This window comes from Actinoallomurus sp. NPDC052274, from assembly GCF_040679475.1.
GTDB classification, from domain to species: domain Bacteria; phylum Actinomycetota; class Actinomycetes; order Streptosporangiales; family Streptosporangiaceae; genus Actinoallomurus; species Actinoallomurus liliacearum.
The window spans coordinates 49233-66790 of sequence record NZ_JBFAUT010000037.1; the positions used below are offsets into that span (position 1 = coordinate 49233).

16 protein-coding genes are annotated in these 17558 nt (G+C 70.9%); 7 read left to right on the forward strand and 9 right to left on the reverse strand.

The genetic code is table 11. The annotated features are described in order from the left end of the window. Positions 1-31: 31 nt before the first annotated feature. Together AB0K82_RS27815 and AB0K82_RS27820 are read left to right on the forward strand one after the other, a co-directional pair. A complete protein-coding gene (locus tag AB0K82_RS27815; RefSeq protein ID WP_364402368.1) occupies positions 32-646 on the forward strand; it encodes a MarC family protein in 615 nt (204 codons plus the stop codon). A 349-nt stretch (positions 647-995) separates the two neighbouring features. After that, entirely contained in the window at positions 996-1751 is a 756-nt protein-coding gene (locus tag AB0K82_RS27820) for a nuclease-related domain-containing protein (protein WP_364402369.1), read from the forward strand. Positions 1752-1817: 66 nt separating this feature from the next. On the opposite strand, the gene AB0K82_RS27825 is transcribed toward AB0K82_RS27820, so the two are convergent. The 3 genes from AB0K82_RS27825 to AB0K82_RS27835 form a co-directional block, all read right to left on the reverse strand. After that, complete coding sequence (locus AB0K82_RS27825; protein WP_364402372.1) at positions 1818-3182, reverse strand: acyltransferase family protein; 1365 nt, start codon at positions 3180-3182, stop codon at positions 1818-1820. A gap of 109 nt (positions 3183-3291) precedes the next feature. Further along, entirely contained in the window at positions 3292-4080 is a 789-nt protein-coding gene (locus AB0K82_RS27830; protein ID WP_364402375.1) for a methylated-DNA--[protein]-cysteine S-methyltransferase, read from the reverse strand. Beyond that, positions 4067-4642, reverse strand: a complete 576-nt coding sequence (locus AB0K82_RS27835) for an RNA polymerase sigma factor (RefSeq protein ID WP_364402377.1) — start codon at positions 4640-4642, stop codon at positions 4067-4069. The genes AB0K82_RS27830 and AB0K82_RS27835 overlap by 14 nt, the downstream gene beginning before the upstream one ends. Positions 4643-4821: 179 nt before the next feature. Here AB0K82_RS27835 and AB0K82_RS27840 point away from each other — a divergent pair, with 179 nt between their 5' ends. Then, positions 4822-5277 carry an ester cyclase gene (locus tag AB0K82_RS27840; RefSeq protein WP_364402380.1) on the forward strand — a complete coding sequence of 152 codons (456 nt, stop codon included), beginning with the start codon at positions 4822-4824 and terminating at the stop codon, positions 5275-5277. A gap of 317 nt (positions 5278-5594) precedes the next feature. Here the strand turns inward: AB0K82_RS27840 and AB0K82_RS27845 are convergent, their stop codons facing one another. Together AB0K82_RS27845 and AB0K82_RS27850 are read right to left on the reverse strand one after the other, a co-directional pair. After that, positions 5595-5798, reverse strand: coding sequence for a DUF3040 domain-containing protein (locus AB0K82_RS27845; RefSeq protein WP_364402381.1), 204 nt, complete (start codon positions 5796-5798; stop codon positions 5595-5597). Between the two features lie 128 nt (positions 5799-5926). Further along, the gene (locus AB0K82_RS27850; protein ID WP_364402384.1) at positions 5927-7492 is read right to left on the reverse strand and encodes a family 10 glycosylhydrolase; all 1566 of its coding nucleotides are present in this window, start codon (positions 7490-7492) and stop codon (positions 5927-5929) included. A gap of 301 nt (positions 7493-7793) precedes the next feature. Here AB0K82_RS27850 and AB0K82_RS27855 point away from each other — a divergent pair, with 301 nt between their 5' ends. Continuing rightward, positions 7794-8897 (forward strand): site-2 protease family protein, encoded by a 1104-nt coding sequence (locus AB0K82_RS27855; protein WP_364402385.1) that lies wholly within the window; start codon positions 7794-7796, stop codon positions 8895-8897. On the opposite strand, the gene AB0K82_RS27860 is transcribed toward AB0K82_RS27855, so the two are convergent. Beyond that, complete coding sequence (locus AB0K82_RS27860; protein ID WP_364402388.1) at positions 8842-9801, reverse strand: DMT family transporter; 960 nt, start codon at positions 9799-9801, stop codon at positions 8842-8844. The two genes, AB0K82_RS27855 and AB0K82_RS27860, sit on opposite strands and share 56 nt — an antisense overlap. Before the next feature lie 105 nt (positions 9802-9906). Between AB0K82_RS27860 and AB0K82_RS27865 the strand changes: the two genes are divergently transcribed. After that, positions 9907-10773, forward strand: a complete 867-nt coding sequence (locus AB0K82_RS27865; protein ID WP_364402391.1) for a LysR family transcriptional regulator — start codon at positions 9907-9909, stop codon at positions 10771-10773. 135 nt (positions 10774-10908) lie between these two features. Beyond that, on the forward strand, positions 10909-11916 hold the full coding sequence (locus tag AB0K82_RS27870; protein ID WP_364402394.1) for an Rv2578c family radical SAM protein: 1008 nt from the start codon (positions 10909-10911) through the stop codon (positions 11914-11916). A 123-nt stretch (positions 11917-12039) separates the two neighbouring features. On the opposite strand, the gene hemE is transcribed toward AB0K82_RS27870, so the two are convergent. The 3 genes from hemE to AB0K82_RS27885 all read right to left on the reverse strand — a co-directional run bounded on the left by hemE (position 12040) and on the right by AB0K82_RS27885 (position 16137). Continuing rightward, positions 12040-13161 (reverse strand): uroporphyrinogen decarboxylase, encoded by a 1122-nt coding sequence (gene hemE, locus AB0K82_RS27875; RefSeq protein WP_364402396.1) that lies wholly within the window; start codon positions 13159-13161, stop codon positions 12040-12042. Positions 13162-13484: 323 nt separating this feature from the next. Continuing rightward, entirely contained in the window at positions 13485-15545 is a 2061-nt protein-coding gene (gene ligA / locus AB0K82_RS27880; RefSeq protein ID WP_364402398.1) for an NAD-dependent DNA ligase LigA, read from the reverse strand. 94 nt (positions 15546-15639) lie between these two features. Further along, a complete protein-coding gene (locus AB0K82_RS27885; protein WP_364402401.1) occupies positions 15640-16137 on the reverse strand; it encodes an Lrp/AsnC family transcriptional regulator in 498 nt (165 codons plus the stop codon). Positions 16138-16235: 98 nt separating this feature from the next. On the opposite strand from AB0K82_RS27885, the gene AB0K82_RS27890 reads away from it, so the two are divergent. Next, positions 16236-17447 (forward strand): aminotransferase class I/II-fold pyridoxal phosphate-dependent enzyme, encoded by a 1212-nt coding sequence (locus tag AB0K82_RS27890; protein WP_364402404.1) that lies wholly within the window; start codon positions 16236-16238, stop codon positions 17445-17447. Positions 17448-17558 lie beyond the last annotated feature (111 nt).

Here is a 17558-nt window from a genome sequence, read left to right on the forward strand (position 1 = left end):
GCGCGGGTCTCCGCGTAGGCAGGACGCCGGGGTGGGGCGTTTGGATCTCTGGGACGTGTTCGTCGTCCTCATCGCGGTGGCCGGGCCGCCGAAGGTCGTCCTGAGCTTCGCGCGGCTGGCCGAAGGACGGGACCCGCGCGCGCTGCGGCGACTGGCCTGGCGGACCACCGGCGCGGCGACGCTGTGCGCCGTCGTCCTTGCGATGACCGCCGATCCACTGTTGGACGTCTTCCATATCGGACACGCCGACGTGATGATCGCCGGTGGGGCGATCTTCTTCGTGTACGCCCTGCGCCTCGTCCTCGACGGCCACGCCGAGACTCCGGCCGGCTCTCCCGGCGAGGGCTTCATGGCGCTGCTGCTGCCGTACATCGTCAGTCCGCTCGCGATGACGTCGATCATCGTCCTGACGGTGACCCGGCCGGGCTGGGTCTGGCCCCCACTGGTCGCCGTGGCCTATGTGGCCGTCGCCGCGAGCAACCTCCTCACGATGCTGGTGCTGACCTACGTGCTGCACCGGGTTCCCCGCATGTGGGTCGAGGTCGCCGGCCGGCTGCTGGGGCTGCTGCTGGCGGCCGTCGGCGTGGACCTGGTGATCGCCGGCCTGCGGACGATGGGCGTCATCGGATCCCCCGGTCACCCATGACCGTCGGAAGCCGGCCCTGAGCAGCCGGCCGCGGACGGGGGCCGGCGCGGACCCGAGGCCACGATAGATGGCGTGCGACCGATCTCAATACCACCGCATTCGCCAGAGACGAACGGATTATGCTGACGTATCCATCGCCTGGCGCGGCCATCGGTCACCGCACCGAGTCCAGCGACTCGTTCCCTCCCGACACACGATGCAAGCTGCAGTGCAGGTTGCACAGCAATTCCACGCGCAGCCGCCAACGCGAATTCCATTTGTTACTTTTATGTTTAACCGCGTTACCGGGGGTGGGCCTTAACGCCGTGGTCACGAGATAATAAACTCCCACGAGCGAAAGGGTCGCGTGATGTTCGGTCGGTCGATCTATGTTCCGGACAACCCGGCGCTGATCGGCGGGTCCCCCCAGGCGGTGCACGAGCAGCTATGGGCGCAGGGAAAGCGCCGTCGGCTTCAAGTGCGCGGTGCGCTCGCCGCCCTCGGCCTGGTGATCGGCACGGTACTCGTCGACTTCTGGTTCGGGCTGCTGGCCGCGGTCGTGGTCGCCGCGGTGGACAGCCTCTACTACCTGCGCCAGCGGATGGCCTCCAGCGTCTGGCGCAAAGGCCAGCGTGGCGAACGGCGCACCTCGGCTCTGCTGCGCCTGACCCTCGCCTGGCGCGGATACCGCGTCCTCCAGGGAAGGAACGTGCCGGAACAGGGCCAGATCGATCATCTGGTGATCGGACCGACCGGCGTCCTAATGATCGACAATCAGGCCGCCGCTCCGGACACGGACATCGCCGCCTATCAGGGAACGCTGTTCGTCGACGAGCGGTCCGGCACGAAATTGGCCTCCGCCCTGCGCGCCCGCGCCGATGCGACCGCCGCGCTGCTCGCCGAGCGGCTCGGCGGTGAGGTCGCCGTGGAGGCCGTGGCCGTCATCCACGGCGGTCACCTCGCTCGGAGCCTCGTGGAGGCCGAGGGCGTCACGCTCCTGCGGATGCACCGTCTGCCCCGTTGGATCCGGCGCCAGCGCAACCGCTTCTCCCCCGAGCAGGTCGCGGCCATCACCGAGGCGGCGCATCAACTGCCGATCAGTCGGCACGCCAGCATCGTTCGCTGAGCGCCGGGCGGGAGGGCTCAAGTACGGGCGGCGCGCCCGCAGAAGAGACCGCGCCGCCCGCGCCCCTCACTCGGTCCCGGTGACCATGCCCGCCGTGTCTCTTCGCCCGCGCGTGTTTTCCCGCCGCCCCGATCGGCGGCGGGACTGCGGTCGTCGGGCGGGATCGGTGCGGAAGAGCCAGTCCAGGCGGGGCTCCACCGCCCACCGGAACGCCCGGCGCGCCGGCTCTCCGGACAGGACCACGGCGAGGAGCGCGCAGCCCACCGTCACCAGCAGGACCTGCTCGCCGGAGATGCCGTAGTACCAGTCCTGGTAGGACAGGTAGAGAGTGACGAATCCGTGGAGCAGGTAGGCGTACATCGTGGCCGAGCCGAGCCGGGTGAACCACGTGCGCCGTGCGGGCACCACCGCGAGGAACGCGACCGTGAGGACCAGCGCTGCGGCCATCGCGACGATCCGGAACCCGACGCCCGCCGAGGCGCCCACCCCGAGCTGCCCGAAGCTGCGCCGCCAGTGCACCCACTCCGGATCGACACTCAGCGCGAGGAGGTAGGCGGTGAGCCCGCCGAGGAGGAGCACCGCCGCGCCCGCGACGCGCACGGCGCGGCGGTGCAGGATCGCGAAGTGGTGCGGCCGCAGCACCAGCCCGAGGACGAAGAAGGGCAGGAACGACAGCACCTGCGCGGCGTTGAGCATGCTCGGCAGGGTGACGAACCCGGCGAGCATCGAGATCAGCACCGCGACGACGACCGGAAGACGGATCTGCTGCCACAGCGGTGTGGACAGCCGCCACAGCAGCAGGGCGGGCAGGAACCAGGTCAGGTAGTACGGCTCCAGCGGATCCCAGCCGACGTGGTCGCCGGACAGCAGCCCGGCCCACAGTGGGTACGCGACGCTGAACAGCACATAGGGCACCACGATGGCGGCGACGAGCTTGCGGGTCCGGCCGCGGGTGGTCGGGAAACCGCGCGAGAAGTACCCGCACATGACGATGAAGGCCGGCAGGTGGAAGGCGTAGATGAACGTCTGCGCGGCCTCGAGCAGCCGACCGCCGATGTTCGCGCCCCGCAGGGGCTCCCAGGCGTGGCCGATGACCACCAGGACGACGGCGAGGAACTTCGCGTTGTCGAAGTAGGGATCTCGATCGGCGTGCCCGTGACCCGCCGGCCCACGGCCGGCGCGATCGGGACGGGCAGGGTCGGGGCGGCCGCCGCGGACGTGGCCGGCGGCGTCGGCACCGCCGGAATCGGCGTGGTCAGGGCCCGGACGGACAGGATCGGCGCCGCCCTCCTGAGCGTCGCCTGTGCGACCAGCCCGGACGGGGCCGCTCCGGACCGGGTCGGTACTGACGGTGTCATCGGGGACAGGGGTGTCGGGGACAGGATCGGAGCGGACGAGGTCGGTGCGGACGAGGTCGGTGCGGAAACTCAAAGCGGCGGAACCCCGGTCGGAGACAACGGCTTACCCGGATCAGTCAACAGGACGTTCTTGAACGAGAGCGCAAGGGGTCCTGAACACCCGTGCCCGGTGCCACCGGTGCTCAGGACACGCCGCCCCCCGGCCGGCAGTGCCGGCACGGCCGGTATCCGGCGCTCTCGGCCTGTGCCAGGTTACGAAACCCGTGCCAGTGCGCCGGAGTGATCCGCCGCGCGTCGCGGCAGCTGGGGAAGCACACGATGCCCGTCGTGTCGCTGCCCACGTAGTAGACGTTCTTCGCCGCAAGCGTCCCGACCTCCTCGAGGTTGACGTCCTCCATGCGCAGCAGCCGCTCCTTGGCCGGCGCGCCGAAGACGTACTGCCCGATTTGGCCGTCGGAACGCGTCACCCGATGGCAGGGGATCAGCAGCGGCACGGGGTTCTTTCCCAGCGCGGTGCCGACCGCCCGGACGGCCTTCGGCCGCCCGATCCGCTCGGCGATCCAGGCGTACGGCCGGATCTCCCCCCGCGGGATCGCCGCGGCCGCGCGCAGCACCGCCTCCTCGAAGGGACGCAGTCCCCGCAGGTCCAGCCGGATCCCGGTCGTACGGCCGGTCCGCAGTGCCCGCTCGAGGGCCGGCGGCGCGCCGCCGCCCGGCAGCAGCGGCCGGGCGAACCGGCTCCGGAACGACGCGACGAACTGGTCCTGATCCTGTCCGGCGCGCAGGTAGGCGATGCCCTGGTCGGTCATCGCGACGTAGACGCCGCCGATCGCCGCGTCGACGCGCACCCAGCGGGCCGCCACCCGGTCGAGCAGGCCCGCCGGTGCGCCGGTGGCCAGCCCGCCGAGGTCCGCGATCAGCGGATCGTGCCGGTCGAAGGGCTCCGGGTCGTAAGGCTCAACGGTGGTCATCGTTCCTCCCCGGGTAGAGCAGGCGGAGTCGCTTCAGACCCCGCGAGATGTGGGACTTGACGGTGCCCTCGGGGGCACCGAGGACTGCCGCGATCTCTGCGACCGGCAGATCCGCGACGTGCCGCAGCACGACGGCGAGGCGCTGCTCCTCGGTCAGCTCGCCGAGCAGCGCGGCCAGCTCACGGCCGGTCTCGGACCGCTCGGCGACCTGCTCGGTCGGCTCCGTCGGATCGACCGCCTCCGGTGCTGTCTCCAGCGGCGCCGGGGGCGGATGCCGGGCGGCCGAGCGCGCCGTGTTGCGCCAGAGGTTCGCCAGGATCGTCATGAGCCACGGGCGCGGCTGCAGGCTCTCGACGCGCTGCGGCGCGTAACCGGCCAGTGCGCGGTAGGCGCGAAGGAACGTCTCCGCCGTCAGGTCCTCCGCGTCGGCCCACCGCCCGCACAGCCGCAGCGCGGCGGAGAACACGACGTCGCGGTACGCGTCGAACAGCGCGACGAACCCGGTGTCGAGGTCCTCCGTGAGCGCGGTGACGATCGGGCGGCGGATGTCGGTCTCGGTCACCTTCATAGAACACCGGTCGAGGCGATCGGGTTGCGGAGCATTATGACCATCTTGCCGTGTTCCGTGAGCCTTTCGGGTTCTAAGGACCCGCTACCTTTACGATGTAGATCATAAGTGGAGCCGACAAAGCGCCAGTCGCATCACGCGACCATTCGCCCGAGCCGCAGGACGGAGAGACCGTGACCACCACGAGCGTGCGCGAGGCGCGCGAGGCCCTGATCCGCGCTCACTTCGAGTCCGAGACCGCGCAGGACTTCGACGTCACACTGACGACGATGAGCCACCACCCCCGCTACGAGATCATCCCCACCGGCGAGGTGTTCGACGGGGCGGAGGAGGTGATGGGCTACTACCGCAGGTCCCGGGACGCCTTTCCCGACCAGCGGCACGACAACGTCCGCCTCTGGCACGCGGACGACGCCGTGATCGCGGAGTTCGACCTGCTCGGCACGCACCTCGGCGAGGCGTACGGGTTCGCCCCGACCGGCCGCACCTTCCGGTGCCCGATGGTGGCGTTCTTCTTCTTCGACGGGCCGGACGGCGACCGGATCATCTGCGAGCGGATCTACTTCGACATCGCCACCATCGCGGCCCAGCTCGGAGTCATGCCGGGCATGGCCGCGGACGGGTCCTAGCCCCCTCGTCGTGGCGGCATGGGCCGCCTGGAGCGCGGCGTTCGCGCCGGCCCCACCGGCCGGCCGACCGCGTTCCCGACCGCACGTCGTGCGCCGACCCGCCCGGGGGGTGCCGGTCACCGGTGGGAATCGGTTACGCTGGTGAGGCCGGTGTGGCATGTGTCCCCGGGCCGCACCTACCGCCTTCGCGGAATACCGTCCGGCCGCATGGCCGGAGCAGGAGCCGCGTTGTGCCTTTCGCCGAGAGGCGACCACCACACCGGCCTCAGCGTGTCGTCGCCCCCGCGGGAGAGTCTCCCGCGGGGGCGACCTCGTTCTCAGACCGGCACGGTGACCACGGCCGCGGCCACCAACGAAGCGATCACGAGCACGGCGACCGTGATCGCCACGGCGGCGCGAATGCGCCGCCGCCTGCGCAGACGCCCGAAGTTGGACAGCCGGTCGGCCAGGCGAGGGTCTTCCTGACCGAGTTGAGATGCGATCTCGGTGAGGATTCGCTCCTCCTCCATCGAGAGCGCCATGCCGCACCTCCAGGGGGTCACAGATTTCCAGGAATCATCCCCTGTTTGCCAAGCATGGGAAACCTCAAAAACCCAAGGAGCCTCGGCATTCGCGGCCGGATGTGGCATCGCCGCCGGGTAGGCCCTGGTCAGCCGCCTCGAGCGGTCATGTGGGCGCCTCGGGTCGGAGGGCTCTGCCGGTGGCGTGAGTCCAGCGCCGTCACGTAATACGTGTAGACCTGACCCGATTTGGCGGAGTGGTCGGTGATCTGGTGCGTCGTACCCGGAAGCACCATGAGGAGGTCGTGCGGATCCGGCGCGGCACACGCCGGGCCCTTCGCCGGCGAACGGTAGACGGCGTACGCCGCCGCGCCGGTGCCCTGCCAGGTCAACCGGCGGTCCTCGGCCTGCAGGCGGCTCGGCGCCGACGGCCCGGCGGCGGCCGTACGCGGGCTCACCGGGGCGAGCACCGGGCGGCCGAAGTGATCGCGCGCCAGCCGGGACGCGAACCCACGGCGGTCCTGTTTCAGGTCGGTGGCGCTGAAGATCGCCTCGCCGGTCACCTGGGGGTACTTCGCGTCGATCGTCAGGTGGCGGGAGAGTTCGGCCGGCGCGTTCCACGGGCCGCCGTGCCCCACCTGGTACGCGGCCTGCCCGATGATCAGCTGGACGGGCGTGCCCGTCACCTGCCCGGCCCACCACGCGACGAGCGTGCGGTAGTCCGCGGCGCCGAACCCGATCGGCCAGTACAGCTGGGGTACGACGTAGTCGATCCAGCCGTTCTTGATCCACTTACGGGTGTCGGCGTAGATGTCGTCGTAGCTCTGCAGCGCGTGGGTCACCGAACCGTTCGGGTCATCGGACCTGTTGCGCCAGACCCCGAACGGGCTGATGCCGAACCTGACCCACGGTTTGGCCTGATGGATACCGGCCGACAGGGTCTGCACCAGCGTGTCCACGTTGTGCCGGCGCCAGTCGGCGCGGCTCTTGAAGCCCGCGCCGTACTTCTTGAACGTCGGCTTGTCAGGGAACTCCTTGCCCGGCAAGGGGTACGGATAGAAGTAGTCGTCGAAGTGGACGCCGTCGATGTCGTACTTCCGCACAACGTCGAGGACCACCTTCGCCACCAGGTCGCGGACCTGGGGAAGGCCGGGGTCGTACCAGAGGGCGTCGCCGTAGCGGTACACCCAGTCCGGATGCCGCCGGGCCGGGTTGCCGGGCGCCAGGCTCTCGCGGTTGTGCCCGGTGCTGACCCGGTAGGGGTTGAACCAGGCGTGGAACTCCAGCCCGCGCTGGTGCGCCTCGTCGACCAGGAACCGCAGCGGGTCGTACCCCGGGGCCTTGCCCTGCTTCCCCGTGAGGTAGCGCGACCACGGCTCGTACGGGGACGGGTAGAAGGCGTCCGCCGACGGCCGGATCTGCACGTAGACGGTGTTGAGGTTCCGCCGTACGGCCAGATCCAGGAGGGCGCGGTACTCCGCCTGCTGCTTCGCCACCGACAGCCCCGGCTTGCTCGGCCAGTCGCCGTTGCCCACCGAGACGATCCACATCGCCCGGGTCTGCCGCCCGGCGTCCGAGCGGGCCATCGTCACCTGACCGCATTCGGCCGCCCGCGCCGCGGGGGGCCGGGCCCGGTCCGCAGGGCCGCCGCATCCGGCCGCGACGACCGCGGCGGCGACGACCGCGACGCTCTTCTTGACGATGGATGACCCCACGTAAGGGCATTCTGCCTGAGACTCCCGAGTGGTTTGGCGGGTATCCCTTTCTCAGGGACAAAAGGCGGCGGCTTTGACGTCCTCTCCCGGCTGCAGGCGGGAGATTCCGGCCTCTCACGAAGGAGAAGCCAGTGGTTCGCGGTTCACAGCCCCGCCCAACGGCTGGAGGGCTCCCCGCGCTGTCACGGCCCGCCCGGCCGCGAATCCGCTTGGCTATCGCAGAATCACACACCGTAGCAGAACGGAGGGAGCGGCGCTTCCGCTCCGGCCTCAAGGCCGCAGTTTCCGCGCCGCGAACGAGATGAACGACACCCTCCGGCTCGGCCGGATCGGCGGCGTGCGCGTCGGCGTCAACTGGACCGTCCTGGTGATCTTCGCGCTCATCACGTACGGCCTGGCCGGCGAGCAACTGCCCCACACGTACAAGGGCCTGCCCCCGCTGTTCTACGCGCTGGGCGGGCTGCTCACCGCCACCGTGTTCATGGCCTCCCTGCTGGCCCACGAGCTGGCGCACGCCATCGTGGCGCGCCGGAACGGGCTCACGGTCACGGGGATCACCCTGTGGCTGCTCGGCGGCGTCGCCCGGTACGAGGGCGAGCCGGCCACCCCGGGCGCCGAGGTGCGCATCGCCGGTTCCGGGCCGCTCGTCAGCGTGCTGCTGGCGGCGGCGTTCGGCACCGCGTCGGCCGTCCTCCTCCTCACAGGGGTGGACGGCCTGGTGAGCGGTTGCGTCACCTGGCTCGCCGTGATCAACGCGCTGCTCGCGGCCTTCAATGTGATCCCCGCCGCGCCTCTGGACGGCGGACGACTCGTCCACGCCCTGCTGTGGCGGATGTCCGGCGACCGGCTGAAGGCGACGCTGCAGACCACCCAGGTCGGCCGCGCGTTCGGCTGGGCGACCATGCTGAGCGGCTTCTACATCGCCATGTGGAGCGCGGACGGGTTGTGGCTCACGCTCGTCGGCTGGTTCCTGATCACGGCCGCCGGCCTGGAGGCCGGACAGGCCCGGGTCCGCGCGCGGCTCGACGGCATCCCGATCCGCCGGATCATGACCCCGGATCCGTTCACCGTGCCGAGCTCCATGCCGGTCGCCGAGTTCCTGCGCGAGATGCTGCCCCGGCACCGGCATTCCTCCTATCCGGTCGTCGACGAAGGCGTCGTCCACGGCATCGTGACCACCGAGCGCATCCGCCGGGAGCCGCCCGAGACCCCCATCGGCGCCCTCGTGGAGGACGCGGAGCGTACGGCGGCCGAGACGCCCCTCACCGAACTGCTGGCCCGGCTGGCCCACGAGCGCCTCCTCGTCTTCGACGGCGACCGACTCGTCGGCATCGTGACCCCCCACGACCTCACTCGCGAGCTCGAACACCTCGCCCGCGAGGTCCCGGGCTTCCCGGTACGCTGACGGCCGCGCGCTCCGTCCGGCGGGGCGCCCGGGCCACGATCACCCCGGCGACGATCAGCAGGCCGCCGGTGACGGTGTTCCAGCCGATCGGTTCGGCCAGCAGCATCGCCCCCAGCAGCGTGGACCACAGCGGAGTCAGGTACGTCACCGTCGAGGCGACCGTCGGCCCGGCCGCGCGGATCACGCCCAGGTTGATGATGTACGCCAGGCCGGTGCCGACGGCGCCGAGCCCGACCAGCGCCGCTGCCGCCGCCGGTCCGGGCCAGGCCGGCGAGCCCGCCACGACCGGGGTGACCAGGGCCAGTTCGACGGTCGCGCACAGGATCTGTACCGCCGAGAGCGCGACGACCGACTCCTCGCGCCCGGCGAAGAAGCGCCGGGTGTAGGTGAAACCGGCGCCGTAGCAGACGGTCGCTCCCAGGCAGGCCAGGCTGCCGCCCAGCGTGCCGCCGTCGAATCCCCGCCAGACCCCCAGGACCAGGAGCACGCCGCAGAACCCGGTCGCCAGTCCGATCGACCGCCGGGGCGTCGGCCGCTCCTCGCGGATCAGGGCGACGGCGAACAGCAGCGTGGTCAACGGCGTCGTGGCGTTCCAGACGCCCGCCACGACCGAGCTCACCCGCGTCTCCGCGTACGAGAACAGCGCGAACGGCACGGAGTTCAACAGCGCGGCCACCACGAACGCGTGCGCCCACACGCGCCGGCCACGGGGCACGGGCGCCCGCCGTACGGCGCACACCGTGCCCAGCGCCGCCAGCCCGAACAGGCACCGCCACGACGCGATCCACAGCGGCGCGACACCCGCGTCGACCGCCACCTTGATCAGGGCGAAGCTCGAACCCCAGATCATCGACAGGACCACGAACCCGGGCACCCAGCCCGCCGACCCGCCAGGCCGCTCCATCAGTCCTCCTCCGCGCCGCGATACACCGGTCATGCGACGCGATCCTGCAGCGGAATGCGAAGATGAGTCCAACAAGTGGCCGCAGCGCCTCGATGAGAAAGACTCATGAGCCTCAACCTCAGCCAGCTACGGGCGTTCGTCGCCGTGCTCGACCACGGTGGCTTCGGCGCCGCCGCCGACGAGCTCGGGGTAAGCCAGTCCGCGGTCTCCCACTCCGTCGCCGCGCTGGAGCGCGCCCTCGGCGGGGCCGTACTGACCCGGCACGGCCGCCCCCGGCCCACCGCGTTCGGCGACCTCATCCTCGGCCACGCCCGCGCGGCGCTCGCGGCGGCGGTCGCCATCGCCGACCTGGCCGCCCAGCGCGACGGGCTGCCGGCCGGCACCGTACGGCTCGCCGCGCCCACCACGGTCTGCCAGGGCCTGCTCCCCCGGCTGATCCCCCAGTGGAAGACCGAGCTGCCACGCGTCGACGTCGCCGTGTTCGAGGGCGAGGACGACGAGGTCGCCGACTGGCTGGCCCGCAGCACGGTCGACCTGGCCGTCCTCGTCGACCCGCCGCCGGGGCCGGGCACGGCCCTGGCCGAGGACGCCTTCCACGTCCTCCTCCGCGAGGACCACCCGCTCGCCGGAGAGCCGGGCATCGGCCCCGACGACCTCGAGGACGACGCCTTCCTGCTGTCCTGCGGAGGGTGCGAGCGGCACCTCCGCGAGCTGTACCGTCGAGCGGGCACGCCGCTGTCCCCCACCCACCGCATCCGCGACATGGGCACCCTGCTGGCCATGGTCCGCGCGGGGATCGGCGTCACGATCGTGCCCGCGCTGACCGCCGCGATGCTCGTCCCCGGCCTGGTGATGGTGCCCGTACGGCCCTCGATCAGCAGGCGGCTCGTCCTCACCGGACCGGTCGACCGGCCCTGGCACCCCGCCGTCACCGCCCTCGTCGACGCGGCCGCCGCGGCTCCCGCACCCTGAGCGGCCGCCGTCCGCGGCGCCGGGCGCCGGGAACGCGTGAAGAATCTTCTCGGTCTCCTTCGACGAGGACCCCGACTGAACTTTCGGCCGCTGCCCCGGCAGGCGATCGTCGAACGCATGTTCTAAGGTAAGGACATGCGTTGGGACGCGTTGGCGCTGGACGGCGAGGACCCGGGGCTGTTCGGGAGCCCGGTGACGGTCGACACCCCGGAGTTTCGCGGGATCACCTTCCACGAGATCAGAGCCAAGTCGATCATCAATCGAGTCCCCGCCGCCTCACGGGTCCCGTTCCAGTGGACCATCAACCCCTACCGAGGCTGCAGCCACGCATGCGTCTACTGTTTCGCAAGAAACACCCATAAGTATCTTGATTTCGACACGGGTCGGGATTTCGACTCGCAGATCGTGGTGAAGGTGAACGCTCCGGAACTCGTGCGCCGGGAGCTCGCCGCGCCGAAGTGGGCCGGGGGGCACATCGCGATGGGCACCAACGTCGACTGCTATCAGCGGGCGGAGGGCCGCTACCGGCTGATGCCGGGCATCATCGAGGCGCTGCGGGACGCGGCGAACCCCTTCTCCATCCTGACCAAGGGCTCGCTGATCCTGCGCGACCTGCCGCTGCTGGAAGAGGCCGCCGACCGCACCGAGGTGAGCACGGCCGTGTCCGTCGGCTTCGTCGACAAGGAGCTGTGGCGGCTGCTCGAACCAGGCACGCCCAGCCCGCTCAAGCGTCTCGAGGTCTGCGCGACGCTCAACGAGCACGGCATCGGTTGCGGCGTCCTGATGGGCCCGGTCATCCCCTACCTCACCGACACCCCGCGCCAGTTGGAGGCGGCCGTACGCCGGATCGCCGAGGCCGGCGCCACCTCCGTCTCGGCGATCGTCCTGCACCTGCGCCCCGGCGCCCGCGAGTGGTTCACCCGCTGGCTCCGCGAACACCACCCCGAACTCGTCGCACCGTACGAGCGCCTGTACGGCCGCGGCGCCTACGCGCCCAAGGACTACCAGCACCGCATCGCCCAGCGCGTCAAGGACCTCGCCGACGAGCACGGCATCGGCGGACGCCGCAACGTCCGCCGCCTCCGCACACCCCCGCCCCCACCACAGCGCCGTCCCGAGCCCGAACAACTCACCATCCTGTGACCGCCCCATGCAGCCTCCGGTGAGCGCACCAGCACGCCGCTGGCGCCGGGCAGTCGCAACCCGCTTTGACAAGCTCTGCGTGCGCTACGGGGCCGCCGTACAGATCGCCGGCGCTTGGTGTTCCTAGTCCGGTGGCGCGGGTGTGGTCCAAGCGCGTACCTGCTCGACCAGGGCGGCGACATGCTCCGGGGGCGTGGTCTTGACGATGCCGTGTCCCAGGTTGAACACGAACGGCCCTCCGCTCAGGGCGCGCAGGATGCGGTCGGTCTCGGCCTGGAGCGTGGGGCCGCCGGCGGCCAGGAGCTGGGGATCGAGGTTGCCCTGCACGCAGCGGCCCAGGTCGCGCTGCAGCCTTTGCGCGGCCCATTCGAGGGGGACCGTGGTGTCCAGGCCGATGCAGTCCGCTCCGGTGGCCTCGGCGAAGCCGTCGTAGCCGAGCCCGGCGCCCCGGGGGAAGGCGATGACGGGAACCTCCGGGTGCTTGTCCTTCAGCGCTGCGATGATCGCGGCGGCCGGCTCGGTACACCAGCGTTCGAAGAGATGGGCCGGGAGTATCCCGGCCCAGGTGTCGAACAGCTGGACTGCTTCCGCGCCCGCCTCGATCTGGCGGTCGAGGAACTGGGTGACGGCGGTGGTGAGCAGGTCGATCAGGGGCTGGAACCCGTCGGGGTCGCTCAAGGCCCACTGCTTGACGACGGAGTGCTCTGACGGGGCGCCGCCGCGTCCTTCGACCATGTAGGTGGCGATGGTCCACGGCGCACCGGCGTAGCCGATCAGGGTCACCTCGGCAGGCAGCGCGCGGGTCAGCCGCCGGACGGTCTCGTAGATCGGGGCCAGTTCCTCGTGGAGGCGCGAGGCGCTCAGGAAGCCGGCCATGTCCGCCGCGGAGCGGACGGGGGGCGTCAGGACCGGGCCCTCGCCGGCCCGGTAGTCGAGGGTCTGGCCCAGCGCGGCGGCGACCTGCGGAAGGTCGGCGAAGAGGATGGCGGCGTCGAGCGGGAAGCGGCGGATCGGCTGCAGGGTGACCTCGACGGCGTGCTCGGGCGAGTTGCAGAGCCCGACCATGCCCCCGGCGGCCTCACGGACCCGGTGGTACTCGGGCAGGTACCGGCCGGCCTGCCGCATCAGCCATACCGGCGGCCGCTCGGTCCGCTCTCCCGCGAGCGCGCGCAGGAGCAGCTTCTTCGGCTGGACGGTGCCGGATACCGGCTTCGGACCGACTTCTTCCCGTGTGCCGATGTCCACGCTGTTCCATTCTGCTCAATTGCCCCGGGCTTCGGGGGATTCGGGTAGCAGGCCGCTAACCTCCCGGTGAGGGGTCGTCGTTATCGTAGCGGCGCCCGGTTGAGGGCGGCCCGGCGAGCGTCAGAACCTACCGACCGCGGTCCCGGCGGGTCGAGCCGCGGCGCGGCATGGCGTGCGGCGCCGGCTGGAGGACGGCGGGAGGTCTCCTGGCGGCACGCGCGCCAACGCGCCGCGCAGCACCGATGCCGATAAGGCCGCAGGGAAATGCGCCACGCTTCCGATCGTTCTCTGGGAGAGCGGAGCGAGGGCGTGGCGGGTGTCGTTCAGATGACGCCGGCTTCGGCCAGCCAACGCCATAGTTCTTCCTGGTGGATGACCGTGACTCCCAGCTTTTCGGCCTTGCCGGTCTTCGAGGCGCCGACGTTGTCGCCGGCGAGCAGGTAGTCGGTGTTGGCCGAGACCGATGAGGCGGTCGTCGCAGCCGCCTGCTCCACCAGGCGCGTGACGTCCGGTCGGCTGATCTTCGCGCCGGAGCGCGGGTCGGTGAAAGCGCCGGTGATCACGACCGACCTGCCCTTGAGCGGTGAGTCGCCCGCGGCCGCCGCGTCGACCGGCCGGTCCTCGGCCAGCACATCGAGATTCACGCCGCGCTCGCGCAGCGCCGCGATCTCCTCTTGCACGTCCGCGCGGGCGAAGAAGGCCACGATGCTCTCGGCGGCCTTCGGCCCGATGTCGCGGATGCCCACCAGGTCCTCGACCGTCGCCGCCGCGATGTCCTCGATGCGCTCGTAGCCGGCCAGGCACAGGCGCTTGGCCGTGCCCTCAGAAGCCATCGGGATCGCCAGCCCGATCAGCGCGCGCCGCAGCCCCATGCCCTTGGACGACACGATCGAGTCGACCATTTTCCGGGCGCTGATCTCGCCCATCCGCTCGTAACCGAGCAGCTGCTCGACCGTCAGGTCGTACAGGTCGCTGCGGCGTTTGAGCACGCCGTCCTCGGCGAGCTTCTCGATCCAGACGTCACCGACGCCCTCCATGTCGGCCGCGTGGCGCGATGCCCAGTGCATCAGCCGGCGCGTCGCCTGCGCCGGGCACTGCAGGTTCACACACCAGCGCTCCTCGCCGGTGCCGCGGACCTCCAGCTCCGAACCGCACGACGGGCAGTGCGCCGGCGGGACGATCTCGACCTCGCTGCCGTCGCGCCTCTCCGGCAGCGAGCGGCCCGCGAACGGGATCACATCGCCGCGCCGCACGACCGCTACCGTGTCACCGATCCGCAGGTCGCGTTCGCGGATCAGCCGCGGGTTGTGCAGGGTGATGTTCTCCACCGTCACACCGCCGACGAACACCGGCGCGACCTTCGCGCGCGGCGGGACACGGCCGATCTTGCCGACCGGCCACTCGACCGACAGCAGCGTCGTCAGCTTCTCCTCCGGCGGATACTTGAACGCGATCGCGCCACGCGGCTCCGCGCTGTTGAAACCCGCCGCCTCGAACGCCGCCGGCTCGTGCAGGCGCACGACCGCGCCGTCGATGTCGTAGTCCAGCCCGTCGCGGCGGCCGCCGATCTCGTTGATCGCGTCCATCACCTGCTCGGCGCTCGCGCACACGTACTGGGCGACCGGCTCGAAACCCGCCGGGACCTCCACGGCGGCGCCATCGCGATCGGCGCCGAAGGCGAAGAACCGCAGCAGCCGCGCGGCCTTCGCGGCCGCCTCGGGATCCTTCAGCACCAGCGTCCCGGCGGCGCCCGACCGCGGGTTGGTCAGCGTCCGGTCCGGGTGCGCCTCGTTATAGGCCGCCCACACCGACCGCAGCATCACGGCCTCACCGCGGACCTCTACGCGCCCCGGAGCCTCGATCCGGGTCGGCAGGCCCGGAATCACGTGACGCACCTTCTCGGTCACCAGCTCGCCGACCGCGCCGGTGCCGCGCGTGGCGACATGGTCGAGCCTTCCGTCGGTGTAGACGACGCTGAGCGAGAGCCCGTCGAGCTTTTCCGACACGCGGAAGACCTGACCGCTGAAGCGCTCGCAGAACGTGCGGATCTGCTCCTCGCTCGTCGCCTTCGCCAGCGAGAGCATCGGGCGCGCGTGGCGCACGGTCGGGCCGGTCAACGCCGCCGGCGCGTTGACCCTGCCGAGCGGGCTGTCAGCCGGCTCGAGCTCGGGATGCTCGGCGACGAGCGCCGCCAGCTCGTCTTTCAGCGCGTCGTAGTCGGCGTCCGGCAGCGGGCTGTCGCCGGTGCCGTAGTACAGGTCGTTCAGCCGCTTGACCTCGGCGGTCAGCTCGGCGATGCGCTCTTCAACGTCCACTCCTCGATTAAAGGCGATGGCACCGACATTGTTCGCCGCCCGGCGTGTTGGCGCCGACAGCTCGGCCACCGGCGGTGGCCTGGGGTTCTCTGTGCGTCCCTTCACTGAATCGTCCGTTCCTGCCAGGCCGGTCGGACGAGCAACCGGTGACCGACGGAGACGTTCACGGACTCAGCACGCCGCGACCTTCGCGTACCTCGAACACCAGTTGAGTCTCCGTCCGCTGCACCACCGGGTAGATGGTCACGTGTTCCAGGATGAGATCCCGGAGTTTCTCCGGGCTCTCCACGGCGACGTGCAGGAGGAAGTCGTCGTCGCCGCCCACGTGGAGAACCGTGAGCGCCCCCGGCACCGCGACCAGCTTGTCGTAGAGGTTGCGGACGTGCTCTCTGTTGTGGCTGCCCAGCCGGACCTTGACGATCGCGTGGATCGGGTGGCCCAGCGCGCCGAGGTTGAGCCGGGCGTTGACGCTCGCGATGACGCCCGACTGCCGCAACGCGCGCACCCGGTACGCGCATGTGGACTCGGCGACTCCCACGCGGGCGGCGAGTGCGGCGTTGGTCATGCGGCCGTCCTCCACGAGCGCGGCGAGGATGGCCAGGTCGGTACCGTCGAGAGACGCCGGAGCGGGTTGCGGTTTCTTCGACGACAGGTCGGGCATGAGGCCTCCTCTTGTCGAATCTGCATCGATCCTGGCGAAGGGTGAGAATTTCCGCAATGAGCATTGAGATTCTCTGTGGATCTGCTCATCCTTGCGGCATGATCTCGCCTCGGCTGCAGCTCGACTCCATCGCCGTCCACGCCGGCCGCGAGGACCTCGCCGAACTCGGTGTCCACGCGCTTCCCATCGATCTGTCCTCGACCAACCCGCTGCCGGACATCGAGGCAGGCGGCCTCTCGTACGAGGCCATGGCCGGCGGGGGCACGCCGTACGCGGAGGGCGGAGCCGTCTACGGACGGCTGTGGAACCCGACCGTGGCCCGATTCGAGTCGGCGTTGGCGCGGATGGAGCACACCGAGGCGGCCGTGGCGTTCTCATCGGGGATGGCGGCGACCACCGCGGCGATCCTCGCGACGACGCGAGAGAGCGGCCACCGCCACATCGTGGCGGTCCGGCCTCTTTACGGCGGGACCGATCACCTCTTGGCCTCCGGCGTGCTCGGTGCCGAGGTGACGTTCTGCACGGCGGAGGGCGTCGCCGCGGCGCTCCGGCCGGACACGGCACTGATCATGCTGGAGACACCCGCCAACCCGACACTCGACCTGGTCGACATCCGTGCCGTCGTCGAGGCGGCCCGCGGCGTTCCCGTTCTCGTGGACAACACGTTCGCGACGCCGATCCTGCAGAACCCCGTCCATTTCGGCGCCTCGATGGTGCTGCACAGCGCGACCAAGTATCTCGGGGGGCACGGCGACGTCATCGCCGGCGTCATCGCGTGCGACCAGGAGCAGGCGGCCGCGCTGCGCCGGGTCCGCGCCATCACGGGTGCCCTTCTTCACCCGCTTGGCGCCTACCTTCTGCACCGGGGGCTGGCCACGCTCCCGATCCGGGTCCGGGCGCAGCAGGCGAACGCCCAGCGCGTCGCCGCGTGGCTGAGCACCCACCCGAGCGTCTCCCGTGTGCACTACCCCGGGATGGCGGGGGATGCGCGGGAACTTCTCCACCGGCAGATGAGGGGCCCAGGGGCGATGATCTCGATCGACCTCCACGGAGGTCTGGAGCAGGCCAGGCACCTCACATCGGCGGTTCGCCTGTTCACCCACGCGGTGTCCCTGGGCGGCGTCGACTCACTGATCCAGCATCCCGCGGCGCTGACGCACCGGCCCGTCTCCCCTGAGGCCCGCCCGTCCGCAGGACTGGTCCGGCTCTCCATCGGGCTGGAGGACCACGAGGACCTGATGGCCGACCTCGACCAGGCCCTCACCACGCGCCGTCCGGCTGCGGCCCACGCGGGCGCATCGCACCCGTAGACCTCCCATATCGAGAGGAGCCGGCTCCGTCCTCAACGCCCTCCGCTCGGGTCCGTATCACGGCGTGGGCGGAGATCGAGCCGTTGTTGCCGCAGGTCGATGGTCGTGGCC

What these genes read in the sequence shown, in the direction of transcription:
- AB0K82_RS27820 (WP_364402369.1), top strand. Translation starts at nt 996, where the DNA reads ATGTTCGGTCGGTCGATCTATGTTCCGGACAACCCGGCGCTGATCGGC.
- AB0K82_RS27830 (WP_364402375.1), bottom strand. Translation starts at nt 4,080, where the DNA reads ATGACCACCGTTGAGCCTTACGACCCGGAGCCCTTCGACCGGCACGAT.
- AB0K82_RS27845 (WP_364402381.1), bottom strand. Translation starts at nt 5,798, where the DNA reads ATGGCGCTCTCGATGGAGGAGGAGCGAATCCTCACCGAGATCGCATCT.
- AB0K82_RS27855 (WP_364402385.1), top strand. Translation starts at nt 7,794, where the DNA reads ATGAACGACACCCTCCGGCTCGGCCGGATCGGCGGCGTGCGCGTCGGC.
- AB0K82_RS27860 (WP_364402388.1), bottom strand. Translation starts at nt 9,801, where the DNA reads ATGGAGCGGCCTGGCGGGTCGGCGGGCTGGGTGCCCGGGTTCGTGGTC.
- AB0K82_RS27865 (WP_364402391.1), top strand. Translation starts at nt 9,907, where the DNA reads ATGAGCCTCAACCTCAGCCAGCTACGGGCGTTCGTCGCCGTGCTCGAC.
- AB0K82_RS27870 (WP_364402394.1), top strand. Translation starts at nt 10,909, where the DNA reads ATGCGTTGGGACGCGTTGGCGCTGGACGGCGAGGACCCGGGGCTGTTC.
- AB0K82_RS27885 (WP_364402401.1), bottom strand. Translation starts at nt 16,137, where the DNA reads ATGCCCGACCTGTCGTCGAAGAAACCGCAACCCGCTCCGGCGTCTCTC.
- AB0K82_RS27890 (WP_364402404.1), top strand. Translation starts at nt 16,236, where the DNA reads ATGATCTCGCCTCGGCTGCAGCTCGACTCCATCGCCGTCCACGCCGGC.